Source organism: Streptomyces sp. 3N207 (genome assembly GCF_052246355.1).
Taxonomy (GTDB): Bacteria; Actinomycetota; Actinomycetes; order Streptomycetales; family Streptomycetaceae; genus Streptomyces.
In genome coordinates this window covers 14,718-28,280 of the sequence record NZ_JBQQBV010000018.1, presented here as the reverse complement: position 1 = coordinate 28,280, position 13,563 = coordinate 14,718, and the positions used below count along the sequence as shown (strand labels likewise).

At 72.7% G+C, this 13,563-nt stretch carries 9 protein-coding genes; 3 read left to right on the top strand and 6 right to left on the bottom strand.

The features are described from left to right. Positions 1 to 102: 102 nt before the first annotated feature. Entirely contained in the window at positions 103 to 1,515 is a 1,413-nt protein-coding gene (locus ACTWP9_RS25405) for a cytochrome P450 (RefSeq protein WP_443248591.1), read from the top strand. 21 nt (positions 1,516 to 1,536) lie between these two features. Here the strand turns inward: ACTWP9_RS25405 and ACTWP9_RS25400 are convergent, their stop codons facing one another. The 4 genes from ACTWP9_RS25400 to ACTWP9_RS25385 form a co-directional block, all read right to left on the bottom strand. Then, complete coding sequence (locus tag ACTWP9_RS25400; protein WP_443248590.1) at positions 1,537 to 2,151, bottom strand: DUF5709 domain-containing protein; 615 nt, start codon at positions 2,149 to 2,151, stop codon at positions 1,537 to 1,539. A 110-nt stretch (positions 2,152 to 2,261) separates the two neighbouring features. Beyond that, positions 2,262 to 3,284, bottom strand: coding sequence for a non-homologous end-joining DNA ligase (gene ligD, locus ACTWP9_RS25395; protein ID WP_443248589.1), 1,023 nt, complete (start codon positions 3,282 to 3,284; stop codon positions 2,262 to 2,264). Beyond that, positions 3,281 to 3,898, bottom strand: coding sequence for a DNA polymerase ligase N-terminal domain-containing protein (locus ACTWP9_RS25390; RefSeq protein ID WP_443248588.1), 618 nt, complete (start codon positions 3,896 to 3,898; stop codon positions 3,281 to 3,283). Before ACTWP9_RS25390 ends, ligD begins: the two co-directional genes overlap by 4 nt. A gap of 146 nt (positions 3,899 to 4,044) precedes the next feature. Next, on the bottom strand, positions 4,045 to 4,449 hold the full coding sequence (locus ACTWP9_RS25385; protein ID WP_443248587.1) for a hypothetical protein: 405 nt from the start codon (positions 4,447 to 4,449) through the stop codon (positions 4,045 to 4,047). Positions 4,450 to 4,968: 519 nt separating this feature from the next. Between ACTWP9_RS25385 and ACTWP9_RS25380 the strand changes: the two genes are divergently transcribed. Further along, positions 4,969 to 6,030 carry an NUDIX domain-containing protein gene (locus tag ACTWP9_RS25380; RefSeq protein ID WP_443248586.1) on the top strand — a complete coding sequence of 354 codons (1,062 nt, stop codon included), beginning with the start codon at positions 4,969 to 4,971 and terminating at the stop codon, positions 6,028 to 6,030. A gap of 195 nt (positions 6,031 to 6,225) precedes the next feature. Then, complete coding sequence (locus ACTWP9_RS25375; RefSeq protein WP_443248585.1) at positions 6,226 to 6,987, top strand: class I SAM-dependent methyltransferase; 762 nt, start codon at positions 6,226 to 6,228, stop codon at positions 6,985 to 6,987. Here ACTWP9_RS25375 and ACTWP9_RS25370 read toward each other — a convergent pair. Both ACTWP9_RS25370 and ACTWP9_RS25365 read right to left on the bottom strand, forming a co-directional pair. Next, positions 6,984 to 7,751 carry a thioesterase II family protein gene (locus tag ACTWP9_RS25370; protein WP_443248584.1) on the bottom strand — a complete coding sequence of 256 codons (768 nt, stop codon included), beginning with the start codon at positions 7,749 to 7,751 and terminating at the stop codon, positions 6,984 to 6,986. The genes ACTWP9_RS25375 and ACTWP9_RS25370 overlap by 4 nt on opposite strands. After that, the gene (locus tag ACTWP9_RS25365) at positions 7,748 to 13,534 is read right to left on the bottom strand and encodes an SDR family NAD(P)-dependent oxidoreductase (RefSeq protein ID WP_443248583.1); all 5,787 of its coding nucleotides are present in this window, start codon (positions 13,532 to 13,534) and stop codon (positions 7,748 to 7,750) included. Before ACTWP9_RS25365 ends, ACTWP9_RS25370 begins: the two co-directional genes overlap by 4 nt. Positions 13,535 to 13,563: the final 29 nt, after the last annotated feature.

Sequence of the window (13,563 nt, the reverse complement as noted above, 5' to 3'; positions counted from 1 at the left end):
TCGTTTCGCCCGATTACCTACGGGTACCGCGACCCTCTTGGAAACGACGCACCCGACAGCGCGGCCGGTGCACCTCCGGCCCGCGGAGCGAGCGGAGTGAAGATGCGACCGACCCAGAGCAGCACGGAAGCGCCCGGGAAGCCGAGCACGCCGAACCCGGCGGACACCCCGGGCGGCCCGGCGGAGACACTGCCCACGCTGGGCGCCCGGGAGGCGGCGGGCGTGGTGGGGGACGTACTGCTGCCGGTGCTGGCGGGCGGCGTCATCGTGCGCAGGCCGCGGGCGATGTCGCTGGTGGAGCGCACCGGCTGGGACCGGCGCGGCGTCGAACGGGTGCGCGCGCTGCGCGAGCGGCACGGCCCAGGACCGCTCCCGCTGACGGTGCGGGGCCGGTCGTACGCGATGGTGCTGGACCCCCAGGACGCGCGTCGCGTCCTGCTGGAGACGCCGGAGCCCTTCAGCCCGGCGACGCCGGAGAAGCGCAGCTCACTGGCGCAGTTCCAGCCGCACGGCGTGCTCATCTCCGGCGGCGCGGAGCGGACACGGCGCCGGGAGTTCGTGGAGCAAGTGCTGGAGACGCCCCGGCCGTTGCACGACACCGCCGGGCGGCTGACCGGAGTCGTACGCGAGGAGGCGGCGCTGCTCCTGGAGGGGGCCGAGCGGTCCGGACAACTGCTGTGGGAGGAGTTCGACGCCGCGTGGTGGCGCACGGTCCGGCGCATCGTCCTCGGGGACGCGGCCCGCGACGACGCCACGCTCACCGCGCAACTGGGCGCGCTGCGCTCGGCCGCCAACTGGTCGCTGGCCGGTCCGCGCCGCAGGCGGCTGCGGAGCGCGTTCCTCTCCCGCGTACGCTCCTACGTCGCCCATCCGGAGCCCGGCAGCCTCGCGGAGCACGTCGCGCGGACCCCCGCGCCGACGGGCACCGACCGGGCGGGCCAGATCCCGCACTGGCTGTTCGCCTACGACGCCGCGGGCATGGCGACCGTGCGGGCGCTGGCACTGCTGGCCACCCACCCGCAGCCTGCCGCACGTGCCTACGAGGAGGCGACGACCGGAGATCCGGACACCCCGCGCGAGCTGCCGTTCCTGCGCGGCTGCGCGCTGGAGTCGGTACGGCTGTGGCCCACGACGCCGCTCATCCTCCGGGAGAGCACCGCGGAGACCGGCTGGAAGGGCGGCACCCTGCCCGCCGGCACGGTTTTCGCCCTCTACACGCCCTATCTGCACCGCGCCGAGCCCGCCGCACCGTACGGGGACGCCTTCGCACCCCAGCAGTGGACGGAGGAGACGGGACGGAAAGCGCGGGCCAACCCCGCGCTGATGCCGTTCAGTTCGGGCCCGGCCGGGTGCCCGGGCGAGAACCTGGTGCTGTTCACCGTCAGCACGCTGCTGGCCGCGCTGCTGGAGCGGCACGCGTACTCTCTCGCCTCGCACCCCCAGCTGCGGGCCTCCGTGCCGGTGCCCGCGACGCTGGACCACTTCTCTTTGCGGCTGCGGCTGGACCCGGCGTAGGTCCTGCGACGGGGCGCGGGCTCACATCTGCTCCTCGTCAACCGTATGCAGCGCCTGCTCCTCCGGGGAGAGGCCGGGGCCCTCGCCGGTCTCGCGGCCGTAGACGTCCTGGCGGCGGGGCGGAGCCGCTTCCGGGTCGGCGCTGAGCACTCCGGCCTGGTCGTCGGGCGGGCCGGAGACGGCCTCCCGCTCGGACTCCTCGGGCTCCTCCTCGGCGAGCCGTTCGTCCAGCGTCTCGCCCTCCCGCATCTCGGCGGGCGTGGGCGCTGAGCGGGTGACGGCGGTCGGGGTGTCGCCCGGCACCGACTCCTGCTGCGGGTCGCTGGACCGCTGCTGCATCGGGGCACCGTCCCCGAGATCGGGGATACCTTGATCCTCGGGCTCGGCGCCGGGGTCGGCGGGTTCCGCGTGCTCCTCGTCGGCCTCCGCCTGCGGGGTCAGGAACGTGGTGTCCGGGCCGCCGCTGTCGTCTCCGCTCACCCTGGGCGGCGGGTCGGATTCCACGGGTGGCTGCCACTTGCCGCGCTCCTTGCGCTCGTCCGGCTGCCTGCCCTCGACGGGGCCCGCCTGCATCTCGGCGGCGTCCTCGGTGGTGACGCCCTCCTCCGCGGGGATGTCCCTGCCGTCTCCCGTCATGGTGGCCTCCTCTCGTGCTGATGCTCCGGGTACCCCTCCGATACGCGGGCTACGCGGACGCCGCCCAGGTCAGGCTGGGCGCCGCGGGCGGGCGGCCGTCCGAGAGGGCTCTAGCGGCGGCGTTCGCGGGGCGTCTCGCGTATGACGTCCTCGGGCTTCTTGTCGTCGCGCAGCCCCAGGAAGCGGGGATGCCGCAGCATTCCGTCGCGGGTCCACTCGGTGAAGCCGATCTGTGCCACGAGCCGCGGCTCCACCCAGTGTGCGCCGCGCTCGCGGACCGGGTCGGCGAACGGGGAGCGCCGTACCTCCAGCTCGTCCAGACCGCGGCGCAGGGACAGCAGCGTGGCGTGGTCGTAGCCGGTGCCGACCTTGCCCGCGTAGCGGAGCGTGCCGCCCTCGTAGTAGCCGAGCAGCAGCGCGCCGAAGCCCACGCGCGTCCCGGCGGGCTCGGTGAAGCCGCCGATGACCAGCTCCTGGCCGCTGGCGCACTTGAGCTTGAGCCAGTCGGGCGACCGGCGCTGCAGATAGCGGCCGTCGGCACGCTTGGCGATCAGCCCCTCCCAGCCGTGCGCGCACGCCTCGTCCAGCAGCCGCTGACCGCCCTCGTTGCGGTGGGTGGTGAAGCGCAGCGGAGCCCGGAAGTCCAGCGCTCTGCGCAGCAGCGACTTACGGGTGCGCAGCGGGAGCCGGGTCAGGTCCATGCCGTCGAGCCGCAGCAGGTCGAACACGTAGTAGGTGATGGCCACGCCGCTGGCTCTGGCCTGCCGTTCGGTGCTCAGCTGCATGCGCTGCTGGAGGCGGGCGAAGTCCGTGCGGCCGTGCGCGAAGGCGACGATCTCGCCGTCGGCGGTGAAGTCGGACCGGGTCTGTGCGGCCAGTGCGTCGACGATCTCGGGGTACGTCGCGTCGACGCGCCGCCCGGAGCGGGACAGCAGCCGTTCGCGGCCGTCCTCCCGTACGGCGAGCGCCCGCACCCCGTCGAGCTTGCGCTCGAAGATCCAGCCGCCGGCGGGGAAATCCCGTCTGTCGCTCAGCTCGGCACGCATCGGCTGCTCGGCCAGCGTCGCACCCGGCGGCGACCGGCGCAGCAGCGCTCGCTGGTCGTCGGGCAGGGTGTCGAGCAGACCGCTCACGACCGCCCGCCCTCCCGGGTCCACTGCTCGGTCGCCTCCTCGGCGACCTGTTTGAGGGTGCGGTCGCTGCGGGCGGAGCGGACGCGCCACGGGTCGGGAGTGCCGCGCGAGGAGGCATGGCTGTCGTTCTTCTTGACCAGCAACCACGCCTCACGCTCGCCGTCGTCGCCGCTGCGGAAGCGGGAGAGCGCCCAGTCGCCGCGCAGCTTGCCGCCGTGCATCCGGAAGGAGATGTGGCCCTTCTCCAGCGCCTTGCCGAAGTCGCGGGAGAGCGGTTCGTAGGTGCCCTCGTCCCACACGATGACCGGCCCGGCCCCGTACTCGCCCTTCGGGATGACGCCCTCGAAGGTGCGGTATTCGAGCGGATGGTCCTCTACCGGCATGGCCAGCCGCTTGTCGTGCGGATCCGTCGAGGGCCCCTTGGGAACCGACCACGACTTCAGGACGCCGTCCCACTCCAGCCGGAAGTCGAAGTGCAGGCTCGTCGCGTCGTGGATCTGCACCACGTAGTGCGGCTCATCGCTGCGCTCTGCGCGCTCGCCCTCGGGCTCCGCGGTCCGGTCGAAACGCCGCTTGCCGCGGTATGTCCTGAGCGTGTCGTCGTCGCCACTCACGCCTGGTCCTCACCGTTTTGTGCCGCCTCGTGTGCGCACGCCGCGCTCCGTGTGCTCCGTGCGCTCTTCGCATCCCCCGCGTTCCCACTGTCGCGCGGGCGACACGGGTGCGCAGCGGGAGCGGTGCCGTGGCACAGGAGGGCGGGTCAGTGCGCGGGGCCGAGCTGGGAGGCCCAGGGGATCAGCGGGAGGGTGAGCGGGGGCGGGTGGACGGCGCCGGGGCCGACGATGTGGCTGCCGAGCCTGCCGCCGAGGTGGACGAGGCGCCCGTCGTCCTCCCGGAAGTGCCAGGCGCCGTCCCCCCGCTGCACCGCCGCCACTGCTTCGGCCAGGAATCCCAGCTCGCCGGTGTCCTGGTCGGACCACTCGTACTCGCTCCACATGTACCGGTCCACCCAGAGCGTGGCCACATCGTCGAAGTAGACGGCGATCATGGAGGAGGCGTTGCCGGGCCCGATCAGCACACAGAACTCGTCGGTCACCAGAGGGGCGAGCGGGTAGCCGGGAACGGCCCGCGCGGCGTCGTCGAAGATCTGCACTACAGGGTGCACGGGTTGCGCTGTGGTCTCCCGCCGGGTGTCCAGGCCCGGCCGTACGTGGATGTGCGGGCGGGCGGCCGTGCCGGGGGCCGTACCGGACGGGGACGTGCCGGGAGCGGTTCCCGGGGAGGACGGGGACGTACTGGGAGCCGCGCCCGGGGACGAGGACGTGCCAGGAGCCGCATCCGGGGATGTGCTCGGGGCGCCGCTCCCCGCCAGTTCTCCACCCACCTGTTCGCTCAGTTGTTCGCCCACCGTCGCGTTCCCCTCGTCGTCCGGTCCCGGCGCGGCATCTCTTGGTGACGCCGCTTCCTCGCACCGCGCCGTTGCGTTCCGCGCTTGTCAGCTGTCATTGCCGAATGTCGACGCTATGCATGTTTTGTCCGTTCAGCAGCCCGGGGCACACGGTTGGCGGCGCGACCGCTGAGCCGAACGAGCGGCGTACCCAATTCCGCGGCGGGTCAGTTGACTTCACAGGAGGCGCGCGCACCGTACCGGGCGGCCTCCGCCACCGGACACGAGGAGGGCCGCATGACGTCGACACCCAGCACGCCTGCCACCACCACCGCACCCGCGTCCACGCCGGCCCTCGAGACATCCGGCACGGTGGCACTGCCGAGCCCCCAGGACGAGCTCGCCGCCTACCTCGCAGCGCACCCGGCCCCGGCCGCCGCCGTGGACGCGGTGATCCGCGACGAGCGGGGCCGGCTCCTGGTGGTCGACCCGGTCTACAAGGCGGGCTGGGACCTGCCCGGCGGCATGGTCGACGACGAGGGCCTGGTCGACGGGCTGGTGCGGGAGCTCCGCGAGGAGCTGCGGCCCACGGCACTCCGGGTCGGCCGGCTGCTGGCCGTCGACAACGTGCCGGCCACCGTGTACGGCAGGGCGCTGACCGCCTGTGTGTACGCCGTCCATCTGCCGCACCCGGTGTCCGCCCAGGATCTTCGCCTCCAGCAGGACGAACTGCGCGCCGCCGAGTTCGCGCCCCCGGACGAGGCGCTGGCCCGGCTCCCCGAACGGTTGCGCCGCCGCACGGCCGCCGCCCTCGCCGCCGAGCGCGGTGCCCATACGGCGCACCTGCTGGACGGCCACCCGGCACCGCTGGACGAACGGGACCGCCGCGCCCTGCTGCCCGCCCCTGCGGTCGCCGCCGCGGCACTGGTCACGGATGCGAGGGGACGGGTGCTGGTACGGGAGGTACGTGACGACGATGGGGACGGCGAGCGGGACGACGGCGAGCGGCACGACGGCGGATGGGGCGGCGGCTCCTCCTGCCGACTGCCCGGAGCCCTTGTGTCGGCGACCGAGACCCCCGGCGAAGCCGCAGCCCGCGCCCTGCACACCCAGCTGGGGCGCGCGGCACGCGGATCGACGGGCCGACTGCTGGCCGTCGACAGCACCCGGTGCCCGTCAGGCGGCCGCACGCTCATCACCCACCTCTTCACAGCTCGCCTCGCCGCACCGCACCTCCCCACCACCGCCCGCTGGCTCGCCCCGGACCAGGCCCTGCGCACTCTCCCCGCTCACGAGGCCCGTCTGCTGCGCGGCACCCCGGCACGGGATGCCGGTGCCCATGGCCACACGGACGAGTGAACGGACGAGTGAGAGAAGCGGGACGCACAAGCCGTCCGGACCGGAGGGGTCCCCAGCGCTGGAGCCGTACGCCCGTGGCGGGCGTGCCCGGCCGACGAGCGCGGTGGGGGGCTCGTGAATCACCATGCGCACGGCGCGCACGGCGCGTTCAGGACGGGATAAATAGCCTGGCTCGGGGTCGGGCAGGATGAGGCGGTGACTTCCCGATCCCGTGCCATGTCGTTCAATGCGGCGGCAGATCGCTACGCCGCGTACCGGCCGTCCTACCCTTCCCAACTCTTCGGTGCCGTCGAGGAGTTGACCGGAATACCGTTAGCGGGGGCCCGAGTCGCCGATGTCGGAGCCGGCACGGGCATCTCCACCGAGCAGTTGGTCGAGCGCGGCGCCGAGGTGATCGCCGTGGAGCCGGGCGAGGGCATGGCCGCGTGGTTCCGAAAGAGCCTGCCGGACGTGCCCTTGGTGCGGGGGGACGCCAACGCGCTGCCGCTCGCGGACGGGTGCTGCGATCTGCTCACCTACGCGCAGTCCTGGCACTGGACCGACACATCACGCTCGGTCCCCGAGGCGCTGCGCGTGCTGCGCCAGGGCGGCTCGCTCGTCATCTGGTGGAACACCACCGCACACGACGTTCCGTGGATCGCCGAACAGACGGAGCGCATCACACGCCACACCGGCGCCACCTCCCCCTCACTGAGCCCCATCGACGACCCGGAGGCGGTACGGAAAGCAGGACTTGAGGGACTGCGCGTCGGCCGCCGCCATGTGCGGTGGAGCCGTACCGTCCCGGTCGAGACCCATCTGGGCAACCTCGCCAGCCATTCCGGGTTCCTCGTCATGGACGACGAGGCGACGGAGTCGTTCCTCGACGCCGAACGCGGGCGGCTGCGCCGGCTCTTTCCGGACGAGCGGGTGGTGGAGACGTATGTGGTGGACCTGTGGGTGGCGAGCGCCGGCTAACCCAGGGCCGCCCGGACCACTCCTACCAGTTCTTCGGTGCGCTCGTCGACGAAGAAGTGGCCGCCGGGCACCGGCCGGAAGGTGAAGGGCCCGGTGGTCAGATCGCCCCAAGCCCGCATGGAGCCGGGCGGGAGGGTGCTGTCGGCAAGTCCGGGTAGCGCCGTCACCGGGCAGCTCAGCAGCGGCTCGGGCGGGGGCCGATAGGTCTCGACGATGCTGAAGTCGGCGCGCAGTCCGGCCTCGGCCAGTTCGACGGCCGTCGAGTCGTCGAACAGTTCGGCGGGCACCTGCCCGTAGAGACCGAGCGTGGTCATGAATGCGGCACGCGGCAGGTCGTGGGCGGGTTCCCGGCCCAACGGCAGTTGGGGCGGGCGCTGCGCCGCGACCATCAGGGCCAGCGGTTGCAGCCCCTCGGCCTCCAGCCTGCGCGCGGCCTCGTATGCGACCAGCGCGCCGAGGCTGTGGCCGAAGAATGCGTAGCCGTCCACGCCGCGCACCTGGTGGCGCAACTGCGGCAGCAGCTCGTCCATCAGGCCGTCCATGGTGGTGTGCGGCTGCTCCATGGCCCTGCTTTCCCGGCCGGGGAGCTGTACCGGGAACGCCTCTATGCCGGGTGCGAGCAGCCGCTGCCAGGCGCGGTAGCCGGAGGCGCCCTGCCCGGCGCACGGGAAGCACAGCAGCCGCACCCGCGCCCGCCCTCCGGGCCCGGGCGGCGGAAAAGGGAACCAGGCACTGGGGCCTTCTGCCGGGATGGTGGCGCTCATGCGGTGATGATCCCTGCGATGGCTCGTACGGTGGGGTTCTCGATGAGGGCCGCGATCGGCAGATCGGTGTCGAACTCCCTGCGTACGCGGGCCGCGAGCTGTATGCCGACCAGCGAGTTGCCGCCGAGCGCGAAGAAGTCGTCGTCCATGCCGATGTCGTCGATACCCAGCGCCTCGGACCACAGCCTCGCCAGGCGCTGGTGCATATCGGCCGGTGCGGCGCCGGATTCCCCCGGCTCATGGGCCCCCGGCACGGGAACCGGACTGCTGCCGGTGGCGCCGCCGGTCGGGGGCGTGGCAGGTTGTCCCGCGTCCGCGATGACGTTCTGGGTGAGCGCTTCGACGGCGCGCAGCCGCTGGTCCATGCCTTCGGGGATGACGACGACCTGGGGCCCTACGCGGTCGCCCAGGATGTGCCAGAGCGCCTGGATACCCTCCTCCGGACGGATCGCGAACGCACCGCCGAGCCCCTGCGGGGCGGGTTGATCGGAGGCCGGGGGAAGGTCGGCGCCCCCGGTGTGCCCGGGGTCGTCCGGAAGGTCCGGAGCGGTCCGGGACGAGGCGGAGGCGATGACTCTGCGCCGGAACTCCTCCCTGTCCCAGACCCGCACGGTGTAGCCGGTAACATCCACGACCTCGCGTCCGTCGTCGTCGGTGAGAGTGATGTCGAAGGTCACCATGTTCTGGTGCGCCCCGCGCCGCCGCGAGTACGCATGAACCGTCGGGGGCAGCGGGCCCCGCACCGTGATGCTGCTGATGGAGAACGGCAGATAGCTCTCCCCCCTCGGACCGAGCTCCGGCAGGTACACGGCGTTCGAGGTCGCCGCGTCGAACAGGGCCGGGTGCAACGGGAAGTGGGTCAGCTCGCCGAGGAACGGGGCAGGCATCTCGATCCGGGCCAGCGTCGAGGAGTCGTCCCGCCGCAGCTCCGCGATGTTCGACCAGTGCGGCCCGAAGTCGATGAGGCCGAGCTCCGGGTAGAAGGACTCCGTGTCCGGCTTGACGACGGGGAAGCACTCCCGCAGCACCTCCAGGTCGTGCACCGGCGCCCGTGCCTCGGGTGCCGTACGAACCAGTCCCGTCACATGCTCCGTCCACTCCGCGCCATCCGTGGTGCTGGCGATGGCGAAGCGGTAGCCGCCACGTTCGGGGGCGAGGGTCGTCCGCAGGACGGTGCGGAAGGCCAGGGCGAGCAGCGAGAGGAAGGTGACATCGGTCAGCAGCAGCCGGCCGTCCGACGCCGGGTCCGCCGGCAGCGCTTCTGCGCCTGCCGCACGGATCATCTCCACGTATGCCGTCGCGGGCCATACGGGGATGTCCGCCACCCGGTGCTCACCGGACACCCAGTGCGTCTCACCGTCCAGGACGGCCCGGTAGACGATGCTGCCGTCGGGCCCTTCGCTGCGCTCCCCGAGGAGCGGGTGCCCCTCGGGCTCGGTGTGACTGCTGGGAACGGCATCGTCATCGAGGGCGACGGGACCGACGGGCCGGGTGCCCGCGGCGTCGGCGGCGGCCTCATCCGTGGGAGTCCCGGTGACGTCGTCGCCGTCGCTGGTGGCACTGCCGTGCTCCTCCGCCGCTCCCAGGGAGCCGATGTCTGCGGCCACGCTGCCGGTCTGGAGCGCGCGGAAGGCGGCCGGGGCGAGGGCGTCCGCCTTGGCCGCCATGCCTATCTCGGCCCAGGCGTCCCAGTTGACGGAGACGGTGAAGCCGGGGCCGTCGGCCGCACGGGCGTGCGCGTAGGCGTCCAGGAAGGCGTTGGCCGCCGCGTAGTCGGTCTGGCCGAGGTTGCCGGCGACCGAGGTGATCGAGGAGAAGAGCACCATCAGCTCCACCCGCTCCCCCAGCAGCCGGTCCAGCACCAGCGTGCCCGCGACCTTCGCCGCCATCACCCGCTCGGCCTCGGCCCGGGTCTTGAGCACCAGCAGTCCCCCGCCCGGGACGCCCGCGGTGTGGAAGACACCGTCGAAGGCGCCGAACTCCCGCTCCCCACGCTCCACCACGGCCCGCATCGCCGCCTCGTCCGCCACATCGGCCTGGCACACCAGCACTTCGGCACCGTGCTCCTCGATACGGCGCAGCCGTCGTACCGTCTCCAGCACGGAGTCGTCCGCGCCCTGCGCGGTATCCCTGAGGTCTCCGCCGAGCAGCCGGTCCCACTCCTCCCGCGCGGGGAAGGGGGAGCGCGCTGTCAGCACGAGGCGGGCGCGTACGGCCTTGGCCAGGCTCTCGGCGACGGCCAGTCCGATGCCGCCGAGGCCGCCCGTGATCAGATAGGTGCCGCGCTCACGCAGCGGACCAGCGGCGTCCCGGGTACGCGGCTCGGGCACCTGGGCGTAGGTGAGCAGCCAGCGTCTGCGTCCGCGCATCGCGATCCAGCGGTCGCCGCAGGCGGCGAACGCCGGCGCTGCCAGCCCGGCTCTGGCCAGCTCTTCCCACAGGCCCTGCTCGTAGCGGTGTTCGGCCACATCCAGGCAGCGGACGGAGATCTCGGGCAGCTCCTTGGCCATCACGTCGCACACCCCGGTCACCGCGGCCCGTGCAGGTACGACCGGTTCGGCGCCGGAGACCGCGCGCAGCCGCGAGCCGACCACGTCCCAGCGCATGCCCTGCACCTGCGCCGAGCCGCGCTCCGCGAACGCCTGGGCGAGGTGCAGCACGCTGAAGAAACCGAGGTCGAGCCACTCAGCGGTGTGGTCGAGGCCGTGCGACTGGTCCGAAGGCACCTCGCCGTCGGAGGCCGCCGGAGGACCGAACAGCCAGCCATGCAGGACGCGTTCGGGCAGCAACCCGTCGGCGATCAGTGAGTCCGCCAGCGCGTCGTAGTCGTCCCGGGCTCCGGGCCGCAGCACATAGCGGCTGCCGGTCAGCCGCTCGAACTTCTCGCCCGGTTCGGCCGTCACCACCTGGGCACCGGCGTGCCGCAGCCGGTTCACGGTGCCGTCCAGGCTGTCGCCCCTGCGGAAGACCAGCCAGGTGCCGGCCATGGCGCCCGTCCCGGGAGGCGGAGCCGGGTCCTCGCACCATTCGGGACGGAAGAGCGCCCGTTCGACGGGGCGTCGCCCCTCGTCCGTCGGCGGCTCCTGGGACGCGGCGGGGGTCTCGGGCTGCCAGACGGGGTCGAGCCAGTGCACGCTGCGCTGGAAGGGGTAGGTGGGCAGCGGCACCCGACGCCAGTTGTCGCCCCGGTAGGCGGCCCAGTCGAGCTCGGCTCCGGCCGCCCACAGTGAACCCAGGGCCCGGGCGAGACAGTGTGGGCCCTCCTCCGTGCCCTGCGGCATCGGCATCGTCGGCACAACGGTACGGTCCCGGCTGCCGGAGGCAACCGCCTGGGCGCGGGTCAGACCGGTGAGTACCTGCCCGGGGCCCGCCTCGACGAACAGCAGACCGCTGTCCTCCAGCAGCAGCGCGACGCTGGGAGCGAACCGGACGGGGGCGCGGAGGTGCCGCGTCCAGTAGTCGGGGGACATGGCCTGCTTGTCGGTGATCCACTCGCCGGTGACGTTGGAGATGAACGGCAGCTCTGGCGCTCGCAGTTCGACTTTGGCCAGCTCGGCGGCGAACGGTTCCAGTGCGGGCTCCATCATGGCCGAGTGGAAGGCGTGCGAGGTGTGCAGCCGGTGCCCGGTCACGCCGCGCTCGGAAAGGGCTGCCTGAGCGGCGTCCACGGCCTCGTCCGGTCCGGAGATCACGGTGAGGCGGGCACCGTTGTAGGCGGCGATGTCGCAGCCCGCCAGTCCCTCGACCTCCTCGGCGGGCGCCGGCACGGCCAGCATGCTGCCGCCGGGCAGCTCCTGGACCAGCGCCCCGCGCCGGACCACGAGCCGGACCGCGTCGGCCAGCGGGAAGACACCCGCGAGGCATGCGGCGACGTACTCGCCGACGCTGTGGCCGATCATGGCGGCCGGGCTCAGCCCCCACGCCAGCAACTGCCGTGCCATGGCGTACTCGACGGTGAACAGTGCGGGCTGGGCCATGCTGGTGCGGGTCAGCCGCTCGGCCGCGCCGGGCTCGTCCGCCGCGAACATCACCTCGCGCAGATCGGCCTCCAGCAGCGGGCTCGCCAGCTCGGCGCACTCGTCGACAGCCGCGCGGAAGACCGGCTCCTGCGCGTAGAGGCGGCGGCCCATACCGAGATGCTGCGAGCCCTGCCCGGGGAAGAGGAAGGCGACGGGCGCCGGGTCCGTCGGCGCCTGCGGCCTGTCGGTACGGGCGGCGCGCAGCGCGGCGGAGACGCCTTCCGTGCCGGGTACCACGGCGACGCGGTGCGGGAAGTCGGGCCGGCCCAGGCTGAGCGTGGCGGCGATGTCCGCGAGCTCCTGTTCGGGATGCGCTTCGAGGTGGCCGGCGAGGCGGCCGGTGGCTGCGGCGAGCGCTTCGGGAGTACGGGCCGACACGCCAAGCAGCAACGGGCGCTGCGCGGCTGGAGTTTCGGGCGTGTCCCGCTCAGGGAGGGCAGGTGGCTGCTCCACCACCACGTGTGCATTGGTGCCTCCGACGCCGAAGGAGCTGACGGCGGCCAGCCGGGCGGCATGGTGCCCGGGCCAGTCGGACAGCTCGGTGTTGACGTAGAAGGGCCCGTTCTCGAAGTCGATGGCGGGGTTGGGCCGGGTGAAGTTGATGCTCGGGGGGATACGGCCGGTCTGGAGGGCCAGGACGGTCTTGATGAGCCCGACGACGCCCGCGGCCGGCCCCAAGTGGCCCACGTTGCCCTTGACCGAGCCGATGGGGCAGCTGCGCACTGCGGTCATGCCCAGGTCACGGTAGGCACGGGTGAGTGCGTTCACCTCGATCGGATCGCCGACCCGGGTGCCGGTGCCGTGGGCCTCGACGTAGCCGATGTCGGACGGATCGAGGCCGTGGGTGCGCATCGCCCGCCGGATGAGCATGGCCTGCCCCTCGACGCTGGGCGCCGTGAACCCCGCCTTGAGCGCGCCGTCGTTGTTGATGGCGGAAGCGCGGACGATGGCGTGGATGTGGTCGCCTGCGGCCACCGCGTCCGCGTACCGCTTGAGGACGACGGTCCCGACGCCGGTGCCGAAGATGGTCCCGTCCGCGTCCGCGTCGAAGGGACGGACCCGGCCGGTGACGGAGAACATGCCGCCCTCGGCCGAGTGGTAGCCGGTTTTCGGCGGTAGTTCGACCTGGACGCCGCCCGCGACGGCGGCGTCGCACTCGCCGCTGCGCAGCGCCTGGCAGGCCAGGTGTACGGCGACCAGCGAGGTCGAGCAGGCGGTCACCACGTTGACGCTCGGGCCGGTGAGGCCGAGCTGGTGGGAGACGGAGGTGGTGAGGTAGTCGGTGGCGTTGGCGACGGCGACACCGACCTCGCCGAGGAAGGCGGTGGCCTCAGGGTGGGAGTTGACGTTCCACTCCCGGTAGAAATCGGGGGCACCGCCGCCGTAGACACCGACCGTGCCGGGCACCTGGAACGGGTCGTAGCCCGCGTGTTCGAGAGCCGTGTAGACGGACTCCAGGAAGAGCCGGTGCTGCGGGTCGCGGACCTGCGCCTCGCGGGGAGTGAGTCCGAAGAAGCCGGCGTCGAATTCGGCCACGTCCTCCAGGACCGGTTTGGCCCGTATGTAGTGCGGGTCCGCGAGGACGGAATCGGGTATACCGGCCTCGCGCAGCTCCTCCTCGCTGAACCGGGTGACCGACTCGACGCCGCCCGCCACGTTCGCCCAGAACGTGTCCACGTCGGCGCTGCCGGGAACCCGGAGAGACATGCCGACGACGACGATGGCGTCCTTCCCGGCCCGATCGCCCTGATCGTCTGCGGACACGCCGACAAGCCCGTTCGGCTTCGTACTGT

What these genes read in the sequence shown, in the direction of transcription:
- ACTWP9_RS25405 (WP_443248591.1), top strand. Translation starts at nt 103, where the DNA reads ATGCGACCGACCCAGAGCAGCACGGAAGCGCCCGGGAAGCCGAGCACG.
- ACTWP9_RS25400 (WP_443248590.1), bottom strand. Translation starts at nt 2,151, where the DNA reads ATGACGGGAGACGGCAGGGACATCCCCGCGGAGGAGGGCGTCACCACC.
- ACTWP9_RS25380 (WP_443248586.1), top strand. Translation starts at nt 4,969, where the DNA reads ATGACGTCGACACCCAGCACGCCTGCCACCACCACCGCACCCGCGTCC.
- ACTWP9_RS25370 (WP_443248584.1), bottom strand. Translation starts at nt 7,751, where the DNA reads ATGAGCGCCACCATCCCGGCAGAAGGCCCCAGTGCCTGGTTCCCTTTT.